This is a genomic window from Microbacterium sp., assembly GCF_035687345.1.
Classification (GTDB): Bacteria; Actinomycetota; Actinomycetes; order Actinomycetales; family Microbacteriaceae; genus Microbacterium.
Genome location: NZ_DASRXZ010000060.1, coordinates 1 through 18,684, shown reverse-complemented (window position 1 = coordinate 18,684; position 18,684 = coordinate 1). Strand labels below are relative to the sequence as shown.

Below are 18,684 nucleotides of genomic sequence, written 5' to 3'. Positions count from 1 at the left end.
GCGGCGGAGACGTACACTTCGGGCATGGCCGACGCGCCCGCGTATCGCATCTGGCCACCGGTCGCGCTCGGTGTCCCGCTTCTCGCGGGCTTCGGCATCACGTGGGCGTGGGGCGACCCGCTCCCGCTGCCGGAGGGTCCCTCGCGCGTCGTCGGCACGGTCCTCATCGTCGCCTTCGTGCTCTGGAACGGATGGGCGCTGTGGCTCATGGGCCGCGCGCGCACCGGTCTGCTCCCCGGCGACCCGACGCGCACGATCCTCGATCGCGGCCCGTTCGGAGTGAGCCGGAACCCCCTGTACTTGGGGCTCGTCGCCCTCGATGTCGGATCGGCGCTCATGTGGCCGTCCTTCTGGGCGCTCGTCCTCACCCCGGTCGGGGTCGCGGCGTTGTGGTGGGGTGCGATCGCTCCGGAAGAGCGCTATCTCGCGGCGAAGGTCGGCGAGGAGTACGAGGCGTATCGGCGCCGCGTGCGTCGTTGGATCTGAGTGCGGTCGATGCCGCCTGAGCGTCGGCTTTCTTCTCGTTTCGCAGGATTTCCGCAAGTTCACCTCAACACTCCCAGCGGAAAATGCAAACTCGCTCGGCTCCCGATACTTTTGTCTCCGGACCGGTAGATGAGAGTTTCATGAGAATCGAGAGAGATCGCTCGTGGCAAGTACATACGTTGAGACAGGCACTCGCATCCGCGTCTACGACTCCTCCGTCAAGACGCACGCGTCGCTTCCGCTCGGCACGTACCGCGTTCACTTCGACGGGAAGGAAGGCTTCAGCCTCCTGAGGGTCGAGAACCTCACCGCCGGCGGCGAGCGCGTCTACGGACAGCGCGAGCAGAAGGTCGAGAAGATCTTCCGCTCCTACGAGCGCACCGATCGCAGCCTGGGCGTGCTGCTGTCGGGTGACAAGGGCCAGGGCAAGTCGCTGTTCCTGCGCATGGTCGGGCAGGAGGCGATCGCCCGCGGCATCCCGGTGGTGCTCGTGACGCAGGACGCCGACGGCATCGCCGACTTCCTCGACAGCCTCGAGGAGTGCCTCATCATCTTCGACGAGTTCGAGAAGATCTTCCCGAACGGACGCCAGCTCCACCACGGCGAGGTGAACCGGCAGCACCAGTTCCTCTCGCTGTTCGACGGCATGTCGCAGGTGAAGCGCATCTACTGCGTCACCGTGAACGACGTGCACGATGTGAGCCAGTACATCGTCAACCGGCCGGGCCGATTCCACTACCACATGCGGTTCGACTACCCCGGACCCGACGAGGTCCGCCAGTACCTCACCGATCAGGCGCCTGAGGCCCCGGCATCCGAGGTCCAGAGTGCCGCGCTGTTCTCGCGCCGCGTCCGACTCAACTACGACCATCTGCGGGCGATCGCGTTCGAGCTCAACAACCCGACCGCGCAGTTCTCCGAGATCGTCCACGACCTCAACATCAAGGCCATCGAGCCCAGCCACTACCGGGTCGAGGCGAGGTTCGCCGACGACAGCTGTCTCGCCGGCGAGACGGCGCTCAACCTGTTCGAGCGCGTCCACGACACCCGCACGCTCGAGCTGCGGAACAAGCAGCGGTCGCTGTACATCTCGTTCCTCCCGCGCGACCTCGTGTTCGAGGAGGACGGGTCGATCCAGCTCCCGCTCCACAAGACGGACATCCTCGACGAGTACGACGAGACTCCCGACGACCTGCCGGTGAGCGTGTCGCTCACGCTCGTCGGGCACAACACCTACGCGTTCGACGCGTTCTGAGACCGGCCGGGGGGCTGAAGAGGCCCCGGGATCTCTCCCGGGGCCTCTTCGTGGTTGCGGCTTGTGGCTGTGCCGTCGTCAGGAACCGGCGACGCTCCGGTTGACCGCGCGTGTCGCCGAGAACTTCAGCACCGTGTAGTCGTCGATCTGGGTGGAGCCGTCACCGTCCGCGAACCGCACGCGGTGACCCTTGTGCTCCTGCGGATAGAACTTGCCGAATCCCGTGAGCGTGACCTTGTTCCCCTTCGAGACCAGGTCGATCAGCTCCTCGATGAACGCGTCGTAGACCTGCTGCGTGACCCCCAGCGGGAGCTTGCCGCGCCGCGCGACGCGCTGCACGAACTCCCTCTTGCTCACACGCCCCTGCTCGAGCCCTGCAATCGTGCTCATTCTTGCCATCCCCTGCTGCTCGCCGATGCGAGCGGTACGTGAGCCCCGGAAAACTCAACCCAGACCGGGACTCTGTCCACTTGAACGACGTGCCGTGGTCAGTGTGCGGTCACGTCCTCATCCGAGGATACCGCGTTGATGGGCAAGTTCGCTGGTAAAGGTGGCGATGCACGATTTTCGACTCGTTTATCACCGCTTTTGTGTCAGGATCCCACGAGTGGGGCCCGCAGCGGGTAGTCCTGATCTTCGAGGATCACCTGGGCGGCGCATCCGGTCTCGCGGTGGACGACGATCGGCGCGCGCAGGTTGACGTAGACGCCGTCATCGGCCGGATTGGCGACGACGAACACGCGCACGTCGGAGTCGCGTGCGGCCCCGATCAGATCACGGATGCCGTCGGTCAGCTGCGGGCGATAGCCGAAGTCGCCCGACAGCACGTCGAGCACGAACAGCCGCACCGCCTCTGATCTCGCGCGCAGCGCGTACAGGCCCTCGGCGCCGTCGATGCGGTCGAGCGTGAACGACGTGAGCGGCGCGAGCCCGAACGGCGGCGATGCGAACTCGACGACGGCCGCGGTGCTCATGCTCATCGCAGGAACTCCAAGAGGTTGGTCTGCAGAGCGCGGGCGGTCACCTGCAGCGCGGACTGGAACGTGAGCTCGGCCGACTGCAGCCGGATCAACACCTCGAGACTGTCGACGTCCTCGACTTCGGCCCGGCGGGCTTCGAGGTCGATCGAGACGGCGAGGTCCTGCGCGGAGGCCCGCTCGATCTGCGAATGGCGCGCGCCGGTCGCGCCGCGCGCGGCGATCATGCTCTCGAGCCGCGCGTCGATCTCGCCGAGCCTCGGCCCGATCTCGTCGCCCGCCCGCAGCTCGGCGGCGATGTCGTTGAGGAGCGCGAACACGCTCGTCGCACCCTCCCCGAACGCGCTCGCGCCGTCGCTGTCGACGCGCACCGTCTCGTTGTCGCCGATCCGCCGCTGCACACCGCTCCCCGTCGTGCCGTTGAAGGTGAAGGTCCCCGGTTCGAAGGCCCGGCCCGCATCGCTCGTGCCGGCGAAGACGCTGCGCCCCGCGAGCGTCGTGTTCGCCTGTGCGAGCAAGCCGGCGCTGATGCTCTCCAGCTCGGCCGCGATCGCGTCGCGGGCCGCGGGGCTCATCGCGCCGGAGTTCGCGCCTTGCACGACGAGGTCGCGAGCGCGGTTGAGCAGATCGATGCCGGCGCCGAGCGCCGTGTCGACGGTCGTCACCCACGCCATCGCATCGTTGAGGTTGCGGGCGTACTGCGCGACGCGCGCCTGCTCGCTGTGGACTCCGAGCGCGCTCGCTGCGGCGGCGGGGTCCTCGCTCGGCGTCCGGAATGCGCGCTGCGACGTGGCCTGGTTCATCAGCCGATCCCTCTGGGCGAGATTCGCCTGGAGGGTGTGAAGCGTCTGCTGGGTCATCGTGCTGCTGGTGATCCGTCCGATCATCGTGGCTCCAGGACGATCAGCGGCCGACGAGGCCGGTTCGGTTGATGAGGATGTCGAGCGCCTCATCCATCGCGGTGAGCACGCGGGCGGACGCCTGGTAGGCGGTCTGGTACGTGAGGAGGCTTATCGTCTCCTCGTCACCGTCGACCGACGCGGTCGACTGCTGCGCAGCGATCGCGGCGACAGCGCCCGTGTCGGCGATGTCGGCGCGGTGCAGGTCGCCTGCGACCGAGACGCCGAAGCCGGTGACGAACGTCGACCACGTCGCGCTCGGCCCCGAGGCGGACGTGCTCAGCGCGCTGATCCGGTCGGCGATCGTCGTGTCGAGTGCGCCCGCGCCCGGGGCCGCCAGAGCGAGGTCCTCGATTCCTTCCGGCACGACGCTGAGCCCGAGCGCGGCGGGACCCGCGGCATCGAGCGCGAAGAAATCGCCGCCCGCCACGCCGGCGGACGTCTCGCCGGTGCGATGGATGTCGTTGACCGCCGTCGCGAGGTCGGCCGCCACGCGGTTGTAGGCCGCAGCGACCGCGGCGAGCGAGCCTCCGTCGGATTCCGGCGCGAGCGCGGAGATCGTGCCTCCGACCGCTCCCCCGGTGACCGCCACGGCCACTCCCGGCCGATCCGCCCACGCGACGGTGACGCGCCCGCCGTCGGCGATGTCGACCGGACCGTCCACGACGAGGGTGCGAGCGCGGTCGCCCGACACCAGTGCGTTGCCGTCGACGCGGACCGTGAGCGTTCCGTCCGCCTCGATGACGGCCGTCGCGCCGACCGTCGTCGACAGCTGCTGGACGATGAGATTGCGCTGGTCGATCAGCTCGTTCGCGTTGCGCCCGGACTGCATCGCCTCGCGGATCTGCCCGTTGAGCACGGCGACCTGCCCCGCCGCAGCATTCACGTCCGCGATCTGGCGGTCGACCTGCTGACGCAGACCGGACCACTGGTTCGCGACCGACCGGTACCCGGCGGCGAGCTGCCCGACGAGCACGCGGGCGTTCGTGAGCACGACGTGGGCGGCCGAGGCATCCGGATCGTTGGCGAGATCCGACCACCCCGCCCAGAAGCGGTCGAGGGTTGCGGCGAGACCGTCCTCGGTCGGTTCGGCCATCGCGGCCTCCGCCCGGCTCGCCGCGGCCGCACGGGCGCTCCAGAACCCCGACGCCGACAGCGCGTCACGCACGCGCGCGTCGAGCACCTCGTCGCCCAGCCGCGCGATCGCGGCCACGCCGACTCCACCGCCGACCGCGAGCGTCGAGGGCCACAGGCCCGTCAGCCCGGGTGCAGGCGCGGGCGTCTGCTCGACACGCTGACGCGTGTAGCCGACCGTGGTCTGGTTCGCGATGTTCTGGCCCGTGAGATTCATCCCCGTCCGGGCTGCGACGAGGCCGGATTCGGCGAGGCGGATGCCGGAGAACGTGGACACAGGCGGCCTCACACCTTCGTGTCGAGGAGTCGGGAGCCGCTGCCGTCGCGGACGACGTCACCGGACTGGTCGTACTCTCCGGTGGGCACGCCCAGGCCGGCGATCGTCTCCTGCGTGACGCGGAGTGCCGTGCGCAGGCGCTGCTCGTTGAGCTTCTTCAACTCGCCGATCTCGGCGGCCAGGCCGAGCATCGCCTCCAAGTGGCCGCTCAGCACCTCGCGCCACGCGCAGCTCGGGGCGGCATCGATGAGCTCGCGCAGGGTCGTGGCATCGGGAACGCCCCACTCGTCGGCCACCGCGACGACGAGGGTGTCGCGCGTGAGCGCCGTGACCGGGATCGCAGCCAGCACGCGCTCGATCTCGCTCACGGTCTGCGGAATCCACCGGGTCCGTCCGGTCGCCAAGAGCATCTGCTGCACGTCGAGTTTGAAGAGCAGCAGCTCGAGCATCTCGCGCTCTCGCATCAGATGCATGCTCAGCTCATGAGCGGACACGGGCGGTCACCTCGTCGGGTCGAAGTCTGGCGACGGGGTCGCCCGTCACGTGCACGACTATCGCGACAGCGCACACCCGACGTAACCCTTCCGTCCTCGGTCCGTCGGCCCGTCACTCCGCCTCGGGGCGACGTCCGAGTGCGTTCAGCAGCGCACTCTCGGCCGCGTCGTCGGACGACGACTGCACCGCACCCCTGTTCTCGTCGCTGACCGCCACGACGATCTCGGCGCGGTGGATGCGCATGTCGCGCGGCGCGTCGATGCCGACGCGCACTCCACCGGGTGTGACGCCCAGGATCGTGACGGTGATGTCGTCGCCGATCAGGATGCTCTCACCCGCTCGTCGCGTGAGTACCAGCATGTTCTCGTCCGCCCTCCGTGGCGTGAGCGCGTTGCGCTCGTCCTCTGTTCACCGTAACCCATATCCGCTGATATACGAGCGGAATCCTACGGATTGACAGCGGGGAGCGCAGGCTGCGACAAGCGGATCACCCCCACGACGTCGGTGGCGAAGCCGCCCGCCGCGGCTTCGTCGTACGACAGCACGGGCAGCCCTCGCACCTGCGTCGCGACCATTCTGCGCACGGCCTGCCGCAGCGACGGCGCGCACACGAGGATCGGTTCCGGACCCGATCGGTCCAGTTCGTCCACGGTGCGACGGATGCTGTCGAGGAGGTCGAGCGTGGCATCCGGTGCCAGCACGATCTGCGGCTGGCCGTCGACGACCCGCATGCCCTCGAGAAGCTGCTGCTCGAGCAGCGGATCGAACATGAGCACGCGGATCCGGCCGTCTTCGGCGAAGCGCGCGGCGATCGCAGGCCCGAGCGCGGTGCGCGCGGCCTCGATGAGCATCGGGGTCTCGGTCGTCGTCTTGCCCCGCAGCACGAGCGCCTCGAAGATCCGGGCCAGGTCGACGATCGGGACGCGCTCGGCGAGCAGTCCCGCCAGCACCTTCTGGATGCCCGCGAGCGACAGCACGGCCGGCGTGAGCTCCTCGACCGTCGCGGGATGCGTCTGCTTCAGGTGCTCCGTGAGCTGCCGGACGTCTTCGAGCGAGAGCAGCCGGTCGGCCTGCGCCTGCACGAGGTCGGAGAGGTGCGTGATGATGACGCTCGCGCGGTCGATCACGGTAGCGCCGGCCATGTCTGCCGCGTGCGACATCTCGGCCGGGACCCATTTGCCCTCGAGCCCGAAGACCGGATCCGTGACACGCCTGCCGGGCAGCTGGTCCAGGTCGGCGCCGATCGCGAGCACGTGTCCGCGCGGCACGCTCCCGCGGCCCGCCTCGACGCCGGCGATGAGGATCGCGTAGGTCTCGGCGGGGAGCTCGACATTGTCGCGCGTCCGCACCGGCGGCATGATGATGCCGAGCTCGAGCGCCAGCTTGCGCCGCAGCGACTTCACCCGAGTCAGGAGGTCGCCCGCGCCGCCCGCGGCGAGGTCGATGATGTCGGGAGCGAGCGAGATCTCGAGCGGATGCACGCGCATGCGGTCCATGAGCTCGTCGGGGCCCTCGGCCGCGGCATCCGCCGATTCGGTCGCCTGCGCTTCTGCCGCCTCCGCCGCCTTGCGCGCGCGGTTCGCCTTCACACGAGCCGCCGCGAACAGCAGCAGGCCGCCGATCGCGAGGAACGCGAGGAACGGCATGCCCGGGATCAGTCCCATCGCGATGGCCGCGAGGCCCGTGATGAGCAGCGCGTTGCGCGACTGCATGAGCTGACGTCCCGCGGCCTGCCCGATCTCGGACTCGGTGTTCTCGCGCGTGACGATCATGCCCGTCGCGACCGCCATGAGCAGCGCCGGGATCTGGGTGACGAGGCCGTCGCCGATGGTCAGGATGCTGTAGTTCTGCAGGGCATCCGCCATGTCCATGCCGCGTTGGGCCATGCCGATGATGATGCCGCCGACGAAGTTGATGACGACGATGACGATGCCCGCGATCGCATCGCCCTTGACGAACTTGGACGCGCCGTCCATCGCGCCGTAGAAGTCGGACTCGGCGGCGACCTCGGCCCGGCGCCGGCGGGCCTCCTCCTCGGTGATGAGCCCCGCGTTCAGGTCGGCGTCGATCGCCATCTGCTTGCCGGGCATCGCGTCGAGCGTGAACCGCGCCCCGACCTCTGCGACGCGCTCGGCGCCCTTCGTGACGACGACGAACTGGATGACGGTGAGGATGAGGAAGATCACCGCGCCGATCACGAGCGAACCGCTGATCGTGATCTGGCCGAATGCCTGGATCACCTGTCCGGCATGGGCCTCGCCGAGGATGAGCCGCGTCGAGGCCACGTTGAGACCGAGCCGGAAGAGCGTCGCCACGAGGAGCAGGCTCGGGAAGACCGAGAAGTCGAGGGGCTTCTTCGCGAACATCGCGGTGAGCAGGATCAGCAGCGCGAACGAGATGTTCACCACGATGAGCACGTCGAGCAGAGCGGTCGGGATCGGCACGATGAGCAGCAAGATGATCCCGACCACCCCGACGGGAACGGTCGCCTTCGACAGCAGCTGTCTGATCATGGCTCGGACCTCTCGTCTCTCTCCGTGTCGTGTGCGGCGGCATCCGTCAGAGGCCGCGGCTCCTCGTGCTCGCCGCGGGCATCGTGTGCGTGCCGCGCGCAGACCCTCGGCGCTTGAGGTGCTCGACGAAGGCGAGCACCTGCGCGACGGCGGTGTAGAGCTCCTCGGGGATCTCCTGCCCGATGTCGCACGCCGCGTGCAGCGCCCGGGCGAGCGGGATGTCGCGGACCATCGGAACGCCCGATTCTTCGGCGCGTTCGCGGATCTTCTGCGCGACGACGCCCGCACCCTTCGCGACGATCCGCGGCGCGGACTTGCCGGGCTCGTAGCGGAGCGCGACCGCGAGGTGCGTCGGGTTGAGCAGCACGACGTCGCTGTCGCCGACGGCGGCGATCATTCGGTTGCGGCTCAGGGCGAGCTGGCGCGAGCGGCGCTGCGCGCGCACGAGCGGGTCGCCCTCGCTCTTCTTGTGCTCGTCCTTCGCCTCCTTCTTCGTCATGTGCGTGTGCTTGCGGTTGCGTCGCATCACGACGGCCACGTCGATCGCGGCGAGGAGCACACCGACGACGACCGCGACCTGGAGGAGCGCGACGACCCCTTCGCCGGCCCTTTCGAGCAGCCACGCGATCGTGTGGCGCCCGCTGTCCATCAGCACGGGGACGAGGCCCGACACGACGATCCACAGCGCCGCGCCGATCGCGAGGGTCTTCAGCAGCGCCTTGACGCCCTCCCACAGCGCGCGCCTGCCGAACACGCGCTTGAGTCCCGCGACGATGTCGAACTGCTCGACGCGGAGCGTCACTCCGCGCAGGTGGATGCCGCCCTGCGCGACGGCCGTCGCGGTGGTCGCGAGGAGGACGACGACGAGCATCGGCAGGAGGACGCCGCCGATCGAGGCCATCGCCGCGCTCAGCGCCTCGACCGCATTCACCTTCGTCGGCTGTCGGGCGACCTGCGCGACCCGCAGGAACTGCTCGGTGAGCACCTGTGCGGCCGCGGCGATCGAGAAGGGCATCATGACCGCGGCGGATGCGATGCAGATCCAGGCCGTGAAGTCCTGGCTGCGCCCGAGCTGACCCTTCCTCCGGGCCTCGCGCAGGCGGCGATCGGTCGCCTTCTCGGTCCGTTCGCCGGTGTCGGTCTCACTCATCGTGTCACCCCCACGAGCATCCGGGCGGCGTCCTGCGCGAGGGCCGCGACGACGCTCGGGAGTGCGATGTAGACGAGTCCCACGAGCGCCAGGGTCAGGAGGATCTTGAGCGGGAAGCCGATCGCGAACGCGTTCAGGGCGGGCGCGACCCGTGTGACCAGGCCCAGGCCGACGTCGGCGAGCACGAGCACGATGAGCAGGGGTCCTGCGATCTGCACGGCGCTGAGCATCATCTGTCCGGCGGCGCCGATGAGGACGTCGGCGGGACGGGCGAGGTCGATCATGCCCGTCACCGGCACGGCGTCGAAGGAGCGCATCAGCCCCGCGAGCACGAGCTGGTAACCGTCGGAGGCGAACAGCAGCACGATCGCGGTCATCTGGAACAGTCGGGTGAACTGTGCGCCGTTGATCGCCATCCCGGGGTCGAACGCCTGCGCGAGCTGAAAGCCTCCGAACGTGTCGATGAGGTGGCCCGACCCCTGGATCGCGCTGAAGATCACGAGCACGAGGAATCCGAGCAGCGCGCCCGTGATCGCCTGTCCGGCGAGCGCGAGCAGGAACGCGCCCGTGTCGAGCCGTTCGTAGCCGGCGACCGCGACCGGAGACACGGCGAGCGCGAGTCCCACGCCGAGCATCGCGCGGATGCGCATCGGCACGGTCGCGTGACTGAAGGGCGGCGCGAACACGAGGAACGCGGTGATCCGCACGCACGCGAGCGCGGTCGCCTCGAGCCACACGAAATCGACGGGGATGTTCACGGCACCCCGTTCAGCAGCGACGGGAGCTGCGCGAAGAGGTCGTTCGTGAACGCGACGATCTCGGCGATCATCCAATGCCCGCACACCAGCAGCGCGATGCCGACGGCGACGAGCTTCGGCACGAACGAGATCGTCATCTCCTGCACCTGGGTGATCGACTGCAGGAGTGACACGGTGAAGCCGACGACGAGCGCGGTGACCAGCAGCGGCGCGCACAGCTTCGCACCGACCACGAGGGCGGCCAGGCCGATGTCCATGACCGATTCGGGGCTCATCCGCCGCTCCCGTAGGACTGCACGAGCGCCGTCACGACGAGGCCCCAGCCGTCGACGAGCAGGAACAGCAGGATCTTGAACGGCAGCGAGATCATCACCGGCGGCAGCATCATCATGCCCATCGACATGAGAGCACTCGCCACGACGAGGTCGATCACGAGAAACGGCACGAACACGACGAACCCGATGAGGAATGCGGCCTTCAGCTCGCTGATCATGAACGCGGGAACCAGCGTGTACAGAGGGACACTGGACGGGTCAGCCGGGTTCGCCATCTGCGCCGCGCGATGCATGAGCGCGATGTCCTCTTCGCGCGTGTAGCCGAGCATCCACTCCTTGAGCGGGATCTGCGCGAGATCGAACGCCTGGCTGAAGTCGATCGCCCCTTCCGTGAACGGCGTGACGGCGATCTCGTTGATGTCGGTGAGCACCGGCCACATGATGAACAGCGTCAGGAAGAGACTGAGCCCCGCGAGCACCTGGTTCGGCGGGATCGACGGCAGCGACAGCGCGTTCCGCGTGAGCGCGAGGACGACGAAGATCTTCGTGAAGCTGCTCATCATGAGCAGGAGCGCCGGCGCGACGCTGAGCACCGTGATGCCGAGCAGCGTCGTGATGCTCGCCGACGGCGTGCCGTCTATGCCGTTGATCGTGACGCTCCCGCCGCCGTCGTCGACGGGCGGGGTCGCCGCATGTCCCGCGCCCGCTTGGACGAGCACGAGGACGACGGCGATCACGAGCCCCGCGGCGATCGCCGCTGCCGTCCGCCGGGTCACGCGCGCGGGCGGCGCGGAAGTCGAGGCGGATGCGGGCAAGACGGCACTCCGGAGATGGTGGCGTGGCCGATCCGTAGCCGGGGGTGTCGAGCGATCCGTGCTCCCCGCCGACTATCGCGACAGGGCGGCTCGCGGTAACCCGCGAGCCGCCCTGCGGGTCAGGCTGCGGACTTCGATCCCCCCGGTGTCCGCGTGCCCGACTCCCTCCCCCCGGCCGGTCTGTGAGATGCCCTGCAGAGCGCCGTACCCGATCGGTGCGACCTCCTGTGTGTCCACGACGCTGATCCCGCGCTCGGTGACGCCGAGGATGTACCGGATCCCCCCGTACTCGGCCACCACGAGCTGCGCCTTGCCGCCGAGCCCGGCGCGCGTCACGACCTCGATCCGCTCGGAACGGCGCGCGCGCGACGCTCCTGCGGACCGCGGGGGCAGCAGCGCGACGAGCTTCGCGGGGCCCGGCGCGGCCGCCTTCGACGGCTTGCCGCCGCCCTGACGCTTGCGGATGCTGTGGCGCAGCCACAGCAGCAGGCCGAGCACCGCACCGAGCGAGACGATGACGCGGGCTGCGACGAGGACGTCTTCCATGCTCAGACGCTCCCCGCACCCTCGAGGATGCGCTCGACGCGCACCGCGAAGTCGCCGTCGGCGACGACGACGGTCCCGTGTCCGATGAGGCGGCCGTTGAGGCGGATGTCGGCGGGCGACCCGGCCGCCCGGTCGAGCTCGACGACGCGGCCGGGCTCGAGCGAGAGCACGTCGCGCACCGGCATCCGGGTTCGCCCGATCTCGACGACGAGATCCATCTCGACGCCGGCGATGCGGCTGAGCCGCTGGGGCGGCGCGGGCGCCTGTGCGCCGTCCTCCGCGTCGAGGGTCACGGCGGCGCGCGCGACCACCATGCCGTCGGCGCTCAGCAGATCGAACACCTGGGTGCCCGGCGCTGTGAAGGCCTCCTGGGCGCTCACCTCGTGGGTGTCGCCGAGGGTGCCGGGGCCGAGCACGGCGACGGCGGACTCGAAGACCGGATGCAGGCGGTCGGCGAGGGGCGCGGCATCCGAGCCGTCCTGAAGAGCCGACGGGTCGTTCACCTGGATCGCGATGCGCGCACCGGATGCGCCCGCGAAGGTCGCGACGACGGCGGTACCGACGGCTCCGGGGTCGGTCGACGGCGTGGGGATGACCGGATGCCCGAACGGAAGCCGGCCGGCGATCGCGGCGGCGACGGCGGTCGCGTGGAAGGTGCTCATCAGCGGGTCTCCTCGTGGACGGTGGTGATCGTGCAGGCCAGACGCGAGCCCCGCGCGCCGGGTGTCGCGCGCGCGATCGGCGTCGCGCCGGCCACGAGCTCGAAGGGCTTGGTCTCGGGGTGCGGGAAGCGGAGGAGGTCGCCGGGTGCGAGCTCGAGCACCTCGCCCGCGCGGATGGTGATGGGCGCGAGCCGCAGCGCGACGTCCACCGGCGCACGGCTGACCTGGTCGAGGGTGTGCTCGGCCGTGTGCCCGGGCGCGACGCCGTCGCCGGCCTCCGCGAGGCGGTCGACGACGACCGAGACCGGGAGCATGACGGTCGCCGCGGTCTCGGCATCGCCCAGGCGCATCGCGTACCGCGCGACGATCACCGCCGCGGCGGCCGAGATCACCTGCATGTACTGCGGGTTGTAGTGCACGGCGCCGAACACCGGAGCATCCGGAAGCAGTGGATCGAGGCTCGCACCGAGGTGCTCGAAGGTGCCGTCCATCACGTGCCGCACGAGCGCGAGCTCGATCGGCGTGAACGTGCGACCCTCGGGCAGCGTCGTGCTCCTGCCGCCCATCATCTGCACGACCCACAGCAGCGCGCTATCGAGTCCGAACTGCACGACGCACGGCTCCTCGCGGTCGGCGAACGCTCCCGTGACCATCGCGGTCGTACCGGGAAGCGTGCTCGCGTACTCCTCGTATGTGACGAGCTCGACCCGTTCGAGCGCGACGTGCACGCGGAGCCGCACCTTGGCGGTCAGCTGCGACGACCACAGGCGGGCGAACGACTCGAATGCCGCCTCGAGGTGACGGATGCTCTCGCGACTCAGCTGCGCCGGACGGCTGAAGTCGTACGGGACGTGCTGCACAGCGGCGTCCGGGGCTCCGGCCGTCCGAGGTTCCTCCACGACGATGGTCACGGTCGGTCAGCCTCCTTCACAGCAGCGACGAGTTCGGGAAGGAGCGCTCGGACCCGCTCCTCCTCCTTCGACTCGACGACGATGTCCACGCGCCGGTTGACCGCGAGCGCCGCCGCGTCGTCGCCCGGCGCGAGCGGCCGAGTGTCGGAGAAGCCGGTCGCCTTGACCCTTCCCCCGGCGACACCCTCGCGCTCGACGAGGAACCGGGCCACCTGCGTCGAGCGCCCGCTCGAGAGCTCCCAGTTCGTCGGGAACGGCGGCACGGCCGCCCGGTGGTCGGCGTGCCCCTCGATGCTCACCTCGTTGTCGACGCCCGCGAGCACATCGCCGATCGCGTCGAGCACGGCATCCGCCTTCGCCGAGAGCTGCGTGCTGTTGTCGGCGAAGAACGTCTCGGCTCCGATGAGCCCGACCTTGAGCCCGCGGTCGTCGATGACGAAGTCGACGGTCCGCTCGAGCCCCTTCGCGGCGAGCGCCTGGCGCATCCGCTCCCGCAGCTCGACGAGCGACTCGTACTCGGTGGTCGCGCGGGCCGTGAGCTCCTCGACCCCGTTCTCGTCGAGCAGCTCGGGCGGGATCACGAGCCCTTCGACGGTGTCGGCGCCACCTTCTGCGACCTCACGGCCGAACCCGCTCGCGAGGCTGTTCGCGAGTTGCTCGAACTTGCCCTTGTCGACGGTCGACATCGCGAACAGGACGATGAACAGGCACATGAGCACCGTGACCATGTCGGCGTACGACACGGCCCATCGCTCGTCGGGCTCGTGCGACTCGACCTCGCGGCGCCCGCGGGCTCCGCTGATCGCGCTCACGCCGGCACCTCCTCGGGCTTCTTCGAGGTGGCCCTCACCTTCACGCCGGCCAGCGCCTCGAGACGCTCCTGCACGACGTGAGGCGCGCTGCCGGCGTGGATCGCGAGCATCCCCTCGGTCACGAGGTTCATGCGCTCCTGGTCGGACGCCCCGATGCGGTTCAGCCGGCCCGCGATCGGGTGCCAGATGAAGTTCGCCGACAGCAGGCCCCACAGGGTCGCGACGAAGGCCGCGGCGATCATGGGGCCGAGGTGGTCGGGCTCGTCGAGGCGCTCGAGCACGTGGGTGAGCGACACGACCGTGCCGACGATGCCGATCGTCGGCGCGTAGCCGCCGAGCGACGAGTAGAACTTCGCGGCGACCCGATTGCGCGCGGATGCGGCGGAGGTCTCGTCCTCCATGACGGTCCGCAGATCCCTCGCGTCCATGCCGTCCGCGAGGGCCTGAAGCGCGTTGCGGGTGAAGTCGTCGGGTGCGCCGTCGAGCTCGCGCTCGAGCGAGAGCAGTCCGTCGCCGCGCGCCCGTTCGGCGTACGTCACGAGGAACGGGATCACCGCCTCGGGGGTCGTCTTCGGCCCACGGATCATGCGACCGAGGCTCTTGACGGCGAGGATCGTGTCGCGGAACGTGTGGCTCGCGATGCCGACGCCGATCGTCGCGCCGAGCACGAGGATCATCGGCGCGGGCAGCAGAAGGGCGTCGATGCTCGCGCCCTCCATCGTGATCATCGCGAGGAGAGCTCCGAAGGCGATGACGACGCCGAAGATGAATGCCGGATCCACGATCAGACCTCTGGTCGCCCCACGAGAGCCTGCGCCGTGGCGAGGACCCGGGCCCGATACCCCACGATCAGGTCGGTGAGCTGGTCGAGCGTCTCCTCGATCACGTACACGTGCCCGTCCACCATGTGCAGCGTCGTATCCGGCGCCGCGTGCACCCGCTCGATGAGGTCCGGGTTGACCGCGAACCTGGCGTGGTCCAGGCGAGTGACGGTGATCATCGGGCGCACTCCGGGTTCGGGCGAGGGGTCTCGAGGGGCGGACGGGGTCTGGCCCCGACTATCGCGACGAGGCCCGCCCCGGGTAACCGGGGCGGGCCGATGATGCGGGGGCATCCGTCGTTCGTCGGAGCGGTCAGCGCTTGAGCTGCGTCAGCTCCTGCAGCACCTCGTCGCTCGTCGTGATGATGCGGGCGTTCGCCTGGAAGCCGCGCTGCGCGACGATGAGGTTCGTGAACTCCTGCGACAGGTCGACGTTGCTCATCTCGAGCGCCCCCGACACGAGGTCGCCGAAGCCTGCGGCACCGGGCACGCCGAACTGCGCTTGACCGGAGTTCGCCGAGACGCGGTAGGCGGTGCCGCCCGCCTTCTCGAGACCCTCGGGGTTGGCGAACGTCGCCATCGCGATCTTCGCGAGCGTCTCGGTGCGGCCGTTGCTGAAGGTGCCGATGATCGAGCCGTCGCCGGTGATGCTGTACGACTTGAGCGAGCCGGCTGCCGCGCCGTCCTGCCCGGTGACGGCGACCGTCGACATGTCGGCGTAGCCGGTGACGGCGGTGAGGTCGACCGTCAGCGCACCCGCCGTGAGGGTGAGCCCCGGGGCGGTCTGCACGCCGTCGGTGAACGTCAGCGAGCCGGTCGCGCCGCTGACGGGCTCGGCGACGTCCCATCCGGCGGCGGTCTTCGTGAACGTGAGGCTCAGCGTGGAGGCCGTGCCCTGTGCGTCGTAGACCGTGACGTCGCGGACGAGGGTGTCGCCGGTATCCGCCGTCGAGGGCAGATTGCCGGTGACGGTGGCGGAGGTCGTGGCGCGGGCCGGCGAGATCGCATTGAGCGGCAGCACGATGTCGGCCGGAGCCAGACCCGTGTTGACGACGCCGTTCGCGGCGGCCCAGCCCTGCACGACCGCACCGTCGACGGTCACCATCTTGCCGGTCGAGTCGAACGTGAAGGCGCCCGCACGCGTGTACAGCGTCTCACCGCCGGAGCGCACGGCGAAGAATCCGTCGCCCGAGATCATGAGGTCGCCGCCGCGGCCGGTGGCCTGCGCCGATCCCTGCGCGAAGTTGGTGCGGATGCCGGCGACCTGCACGCCGAGGCCGACCTGCGCGGGGTTTCGGCCGCCGACCTGGTCGTCGGGGATGCCGGCGTTGCCGATGAGCTGCGAGAGGGAGTCCTGGAACACGACCGAGGAGCCCTTGAAGCCGGCCGTGTTGACGTTCGCGATGTTGTTGCCCGTGACGTCGAGCATCGTCTGGTGCGAGCGGAGTCCGGAGATCCCGGAGTAGAGCGAGCGAAGCATGGGGTGTGTCTCTTCCTGTGGGGAGTGGGTTCGGTGTCAGGAGATGTCGGTGATCATGTCGAGCGGGACGGCGGTGTCGCCGATCGTCACGTGCGGGATGGGCCCGTCGAACGAGACCCTCGTCACGGTGCCCGTCACGAGGCGACCGTCGGCGTCTTCGTACCCGGCCTCGCGGCCGATCAGGGCCGTCGCCGCGTGACGCATGTTGAGCGCGAAGGCCTCGCTGCCGGTGTCGGTGAGGGCGGTGAGCTGCTCCATCATCGCCAGCTGGGTCGTCTGCGAGATCATCTCGTTCGTGTTCATGGGGTTGGACGGATCCTGATGCGTCAGCTGCGTCACGAGCAGCCGCAGGAACACCTCGCCGTCCAGCACCTGCTTGCGTGCGGCGGGGTCGACGGTGCCGCCCGTGTACAGGGATGTCGGCGGGGTCGAGGTGACGGCTTCGACGGTCATCGTGCGCTCCTTCCTCAGACGAAGATGTCGAGCCCGGCGCCGGAGGCGGCGTGGGCAGTGGTCGGGGCGGTGCGGTCGGAGGCGCCGACTGCGGCGCGCGGTGCGGTCTCGCCTCCGGGGCGCTGCGCCCCGCCCCAGGGCTGGTCGCCGGCGCGCTCCCCGACGCCGGGCTGCGCACCGCGGTCGTGGGCGCCGGCCTCACCGGCCGTGTTCGAGGCGAGGCTGAGGCTCGCGTTCGGCATGACGGCGGCGAGATCGCGGCGCAGGTCGGCGACGATCGCGCGCAGGGCGTCGCGCCCGGCGTCGGTCGCGCCGAGCAGCTCGACCTGCACGTCACCGCCGGCGCTGATGTGCGCCCGCACCGTGACCGGGCCGAGGCTCTCGGGGTGCACGGTCATCGTGAGCTGATGCGTGCCCGACGGGCGCTGCGCGATCGCGATGACGGCGGGTGAGATCTGGGCGGCGACCGCGCGGGGCGCGGCGGCCGAAGAATCGGATGCCTCGACAGGCGGCGCCGCCGAGACGGATGCCCCGGGCGGCGCGACCGCGGGCGCGGCGTGCGTGACGCGGCCGGGACCGGTCTCACCCGCCTCCGCGGCCTCGCGAGGAGCGAGCGTCGGCGGCACGGTGGGGAGCTGAGGAGGGTTCGACGGGCGCTCGGGCGTGGTCGGCTGGAACGCATCCGGAGCGACGGGCGTCGCTCGCGGCCCGGCGGTGAGGGGCGCGGCTGTCGCGGATGCAGTGGCGCGGGCGGGCGCGGCCTCCGGTCGCGGGGCGGACACCTCGCCGGCGGCCGAGGCCGACGCGACTGACTCGGCCGCGGTGCTGGAGACGGCTGCCGCGGACGCCGGCGGTGGCGCCGCGCCTTCGCCCGACACGGCAGGCGCGCCGACGTCGACCGCGGAGAGCCCCGGCGTCACTGCCACGCCGGGCTGAGGGGCGTCCGCGAGGAGTACCGGGGCGGATGCCGGCTGCAGCGGCGGACCGACGACGTCGGACGCTCCGCCGCTCGCGCTGTCCGTGAGCCCCGCGGCGGGGGTGGGGGCATCCGTCGATTCGGATTCTCGGGCGGGCGCGTCGGTCGAGTCGTCCGATCCGGCGACCTCGACCAGCGGCAGTTCCCGCGCGGCGAGCGCGAGGGCGACGCCGAACCGCGTCCCGGTCGCCTCGACCGCTCGACCACGGTCCACTCCCGAGACCGGCGCAGCGGCCGGGGCCGCGAGCAGGGTCATCACGGGCAGTCCGCTCATGCCGCGCTCCCCTCTCGACGCGCCGACCGCACGACGGCGATCTCGTCGATGGCGGTCTGCTCGGCGTCGCGCTGCGCCTTCGCGGTGCGCGTGCGGTGGGCGAGCTCCAGGCGCTCGAGCCCTTTGAGCTCGCGGCGCGCCTCGACGTGGGCGGACTTCGCGCGGTCCTCTTCCTGCCGCCGCAGCTCGGTGAGCGCCTGGAGGTCGCTCAGCGCGCTGCTGCCGGCGGAACGCGCCGCGGCCATGGCCAGCAGCATCCGCGGGTCTCCGACCGCGACGGCGATGTCCGCGAGGCTCGACGAGACGCGGTCACGGGCGGCCTCGGCCTCGGCGCGCTCGGCGGTCGCGTGCGACAGCCGCTCCGCGGCGAGGCGCTCCTGGAGCTCGCGCACGCGGAGAAGTCCTGCCAGGGGGAATGTCATGGCGTCAGCCCTCCGAACTCGGTGGTGAGGGCAGCGAGCCGCTGCCAGGAATCGTCGACGTCGGCGAGGTCGTCCATGCCCTGCGTGAGGAAGCGGTCGATCGCACTCTCGTGCGCGAGCGCCGCGTCGACGAGCGGGTTCGCGCCCTGCCGGTAGGCGCCGATGTCGATGAGGTCGGCCGCAGCGCGGCGCGCGGCGAGCACGCTGCGGAGGGCGACGGATGCCTCGCGCTGCGCAGCCCCCGTGACCTTCGACTCGACGCGCGACACCGAGCCGAGCACGTCGATCGCGGGG

At 70.3% G+C, this 18,684-nt stretch carries 23 protein-coding genes and 1 pseudogene; 2 read left to right on the top strand and 22 right to left on the bottom strand.

Annotation, left to right across the window (positions count from 1 at the left end; all coding sequences use genetic code 11):
* Window positions 1–24 precede the first annotated feature (24 nt).
* Both VFF97_RS07290 and VFF97_RS07285 read left to right on the top strand, forming a co-directional pair.
* A complete protein-coding gene (locus VFF97_RS07290; RefSeq protein ID WP_325032829.1) occupies window positions 25–486 on the top strand; it encodes an isoprenylcysteine carboxylmethyltransferase family protein in 462 nt (153 codons plus the stop codon).
* Between the two features lie 163 nt (window positions 487–649).
* Window positions 650–1,741 (top strand): AAA family ATPase, encoded by a 1,092-nt coding sequence (locus VFF97_RS07285; protein ID WP_325032828.1) that lies wholly within the window; start codon window positions 650–652, stop codon window positions 1,739–1,741.
* A 78-nt stretch (window positions 1,742–1,819) separates the two neighbouring features.
* Here VFF97_RS07285 and VFF97_RS07280 read toward each other — a convergent pair whose 3' ends face one another.
* From VFF97_RS07280 to VFF97_RS07175, 22 genes and pseudogenes are all read right to left on the bottom strand, one after another.
* On the bottom strand, window positions 1,820–2,131 hold the full coding sequence (locus VFF97_RS07280; RefSeq protein ID WP_325032827.1) for an HU family DNA-binding protein: 312 nt from the start codon (window positions 2,129–2,131) through the stop codon (window positions 1,820–1,822).
* Window positions 2,132–2,334: 203 nt separating this feature from the next.
* Window positions 2,335–2,721: a flagellar assembly protein FliW gene (locus VFF97_RS07275; RefSeq protein WP_325032826.1), complete on the bottom strand. Its 387-nt coding sequence runs from the start codon at window positions 2,719–2,721 to the stop codon at window positions 2,335–2,337.
* The gene (gene flgL / locus VFF97_RS07270) at window positions 2,718–3,605 is read right to left on the bottom strand and encodes a flagellar hook-associated protein FlgL (RefSeq protein WP_325032825.1); all 888 of its coding nucleotides are present in this window, start codon (window positions 3,603–3,605) and stop codon (window positions 2,718–2,720) included. The genes VFF97_RS07275 and flgL overlap by 4 nt, the downstream gene beginning before the upstream one ends.
* Before the next feature lie 16 nt (window positions 3,606–3,621).
* A complete protein-coding gene (gene flgK, locus VFF97_RS07265; RefSeq protein WP_325032824.1) occupies window positions 3,622–5,028 on the bottom strand; it encodes a flagellar hook-associated protein FlgK in 1,407 nt (468 codons plus the stop codon).
* A gap of 8 nt (window positions 5,029–5,036) precedes the next feature.
* Window positions 5,037–5,501 (bottom strand): flagellar export chaperone FlgN, encoded by a 465-nt coding sequence (gene flgN / locus VFF97_RS07260; protein WP_325032823.1) that lies wholly within the window; start codon window positions 5,499–5,501, stop codon window positions 5,037–5,039.
* A gap of 133 nt (window positions 5,502–5,634) precedes the next feature.
* Window positions 5,635–5,883 (bottom strand): carbon storage regulator CsrA, encoded by a 249-nt coding sequence (gene csrA, locus VFF97_RS07255; RefSeq protein WP_325032822.1) that lies wholly within the window; start codon window positions 5,881–5,883, stop codon window positions 5,635–5,637.
* A gap of 86 nt (window positions 5,884–5,969) precedes the next feature.
* Window positions 5,970–8,036: a flagellar biosynthesis protein FlhA gene (locus VFF97_RS07250; RefSeq protein ID WP_325032821.1), complete on the bottom strand. Its 2,067-nt coding sequence runs from the start codon at window positions 8,034–8,036 to the stop codon at window positions 5,970–5,972.
* Window positions 8,037–8,082: 46 nt separating this feature from the next.
* On the bottom strand, window positions 8,083–9,186 hold the full coding sequence (locus tag VFF97_RS07245) for an EscU/YscU/HrcU family type III secretion system export apparatus switch protein (RefSeq protein WP_325032820.1): 1,104 nt from the start codon (window positions 9,184–9,186) through the stop codon (window positions 8,083–8,085).
* A complete protein-coding gene (locus VFF97_RS07240) occupies window positions 9,183–9,944 on the bottom strand; it encodes a flagellar biosynthetic protein FliR (protein ID WP_325032819.1) in 762 nt (253 codons plus the stop codon). Before VFF97_RS07240 ends, VFF97_RS07245 begins: the two co-directional genes overlap by 4 nt.
* Complete coding sequence (gene fliQ, locus VFF97_RS07235) at window positions 9,941–10,219, bottom strand: flagellar biosynthesis protein FliQ (protein WP_325032818.1); 279 nt, start codon at window positions 10,217–10,219, stop codon at window positions 9,941–9,943. The genes VFF97_RS07240 and fliQ overlap by 4 nt, the downstream gene beginning before the upstream one ends.
* On the bottom strand, window positions 10,216–10,995 hold the full coding sequence (fliP, locus tag VFF97_RS07230) for a flagellar type III secretion system pore protein FliP (protein ID WP_325032817.1): 780 nt from the start codon (window positions 10,993–10,995) through the stop codon (window positions 10,216–10,218). Before fliP ends, fliQ begins: the two co-directional genes overlap by 4 nt.
* A 111-nt stretch (window positions 10,996–11,106) precedes the next feature.
* On the bottom strand, window positions 11,107–11,580 hold the full coding sequence (locus VFF97_RS07225) for a flagellar biosynthetic protein FliO (protein WP_325032816.1): 474 nt from the start codon (window positions 11,578–11,580) through the stop codon (window positions 11,107–11,109).
* Window positions 11,581–11,582: 2 nt separating this feature from the next.
* On the bottom strand, window positions 11,583–12,242 hold the full coding sequence (locus VFF97_RS07220) for a FliM/FliN family flagellar motor switch protein (protein ID WP_325032815.1): 660 nt from the start codon (window positions 12,240–12,242) through the stop codon (window positions 11,583–11,585).
* The gene (locus VFF97_RS07215; RefSeq protein ID WP_325032814.1) at window positions 12,242–13,153 is read right to left on the bottom strand and encodes a flagellar motor switch protein FliM; all 912 of its coding nucleotides are present in this window, start codon (window positions 13,151–13,153) and stop codon (window positions 12,242–12,244) included. The genes VFF97_RS07220 and VFF97_RS07215 overlap by 1 nt, the downstream gene beginning before the upstream one ends.
* On the bottom strand, window positions 13,150–13,965 hold the full coding sequence (locus tag VFF97_RS07210; protein WP_325032813.1) for a flagellar motor protein MotB: 816 nt from the start codon (window positions 13,963–13,965) through the stop codon (window positions 13,150–13,152). Before VFF97_RS07210 ends, VFF97_RS07215 begins: the two co-directional genes overlap by 4 nt.
* Entirely contained in the window at window positions 13,962–14,747 is a 786-nt protein-coding gene (locus tag VFF97_RS07205; protein ID WP_325032812.1) for a motility protein A, read from the bottom strand. The genes VFF97_RS07210 and VFF97_RS07205 overlap by 4 nt, the downstream gene beginning before the upstream one ends.
* A gap of 2 nt (window positions 14,748–14,749) precedes the next feature.
* A complete protein-coding gene (locus VFF97_RS07200; protein ID WP_325032811.1) occupies window positions 14,750–14,965 on the bottom strand; it encodes a flagellar FlbD family protein in 216 nt (71 codons plus the stop codon).
* Between the two features lie 133 nt (window positions 14,966–15,098).
* Complete coding sequence (locus tag VFF97_RS07195) at window positions 15,099–16,265, bottom strand: flagellar hook protein FlgE (RefSeq protein ID WP_325032810.1); 1,167 nt, start codon at window positions 16,263–16,265, stop codon at window positions 15,099–15,101.
* Window positions 16,266–16,301: 36 nt separating this feature from the next.
* Window positions 16,302–16,718, bottom strand: coding sequence for a flagellar hook assembly protein FlgD (locus VFF97_RS07190; protein ID WP_325032809.1), 417 nt, complete (start codon window positions 16,716–16,718; stop codon window positions 16,302–16,304).
* Window positions 16,719–16,732: 14 nt separating this feature from the next.
* Window positions 16,733–17,968 carry a flagellar hook-length control protein FliK gene (locus tag VFF97_RS07185; protein WP_325032808.1) on the bottom strand — a complete coding sequence of 412 codons (1,236 nt, stop codon included), beginning with the start codon at window positions 17,966–17,968 and terminating at the stop codon, window positions 16,733–16,735.
* Entirely contained in the window at window positions 17,965–18,390 is a 426-nt protein-coding gene (locus VFF97_RS07180; RefSeq protein ID WP_325032807.1) for a hypothetical protein, read from the bottom strand. The genes VFF97_RS07185 and VFF97_RS07180 overlap by 4 nt, the downstream gene beginning before the upstream one ends.
* Window positions 18,387–18,684, bottom strand: a pseudogene (locus VFF97_RS07175) (EscN/YscN/HrcN family type III secretion system ATPase); the annotation flags it as partial. The gene VFF97_RS07180 and the pseudogene VFF97_RS07175, both read right to left, overlap by 4 nt.

Coding starts and splice junctions, on each gene's coding strand:
- VFF97_RS07180 (WP_325032807.1), bottom strand. CDS start 18,390: ATGACATTCCCCCTGGCAGGACTTCTCCGCGTGCGCGAGCTCCAGGAG.
- csrA (WP_325032822.1), bottom strand. CDS start 5,883: ATGCTGGTACTCACGCGACGAGCGGGTGAGAGCATCCTGATCGGCGAC.
- VFF97_RS07190 (WP_325032809.1), bottom strand. CDS start 16,718: ATGACCGTCGAAGCCGTCACCTCGACCCCGCCGACATCCCTGTACACG.
- VFF97_RS07275 (WP_325032826.1), bottom strand. CDS start 2,721: ATGAGCATGAGCACCGCGGCCGTCGTCGAGTTCGCATCGCCGCCGTTC.
- VFF97_RS07290 (WP_325032829.1), top strand. CDS start 25: ATGGCCGACGCGCCCGCGTATCGCATCTGGCCACCGGTCGCGCTCGGT.
- VFF97_RS07250 (WP_325032821.1), bottom strand. CDS start 8,036: ATGATCAGACAGCTGCTGTCGAAGGCGACCGTTCCCGTCGGGGTGGTC.
- VFF97_RS07245 (WP_325032820.1), bottom strand. CDS start 9,186: ATGAGTGAGACCGACACCGGCGAACGGACCGAGAAGGCGACCGATCGC.
- flgL (WP_325032825.1), bottom strand. CDS start 3,605: ATGATCGGACGGATCACCAGCAGCACGATGACCCAGCAGACGCTTCAC.
- VFF97_RS07225 (WP_325032816.1), bottom strand. CDS start 11,580: ATGGAAGACGTCCTCGTCGCAGCCCGCGTCATCGTCTCGCTCGGTGCG.
- VFF97_RS07220 (WP_325032815.1), bottom strand. CDS start 12,242: ATGAGCACCTTCCACGCGACCGCCGTCGCCGCCGCGATCGCCGGCCGG.
- fliQ (WP_325032818.1), bottom strand. CDS start 10,219: ATGAGCCCCGAATCGGTCATGGACATCGGCCTGGCCGCCCTCGTGGTC.
- VFF97_RS07200 (WP_325032811.1), bottom strand. CDS start 14,965: ATGATCACCGTCACTCGCCTGGACCACGCCAGGTTCGCGGTCAACCCG.
- VFF97_RS07195 (WP_325032810.1), bottom strand. CDS start 16,265: ATGCTTCGCTCGCTCTACTCCGGGATCTCCGGACTCCGCTCGCACCAG.
- VFF97_RS07185 (WP_325032808.1), bottom strand. CDS start 17,968: ATGAGCGGACTGCCCGTGATGACCCTGCTCGCGGCCCCGGCCGCTGCG.
- VFF97_RS07280 (WP_325032827.1), bottom strand. CDS start 2,131: ATGAGCACGATTGCAGGGCTCGAGCAGGGGCGTGTGAGCAAGAGGGAG.
- flgN (WP_325032823.1), bottom strand. CDS start 5,501: ATGCATCTGATGCGAGAGCGCGAGATGCTCGAGCTGCTGCTCTTCAAA.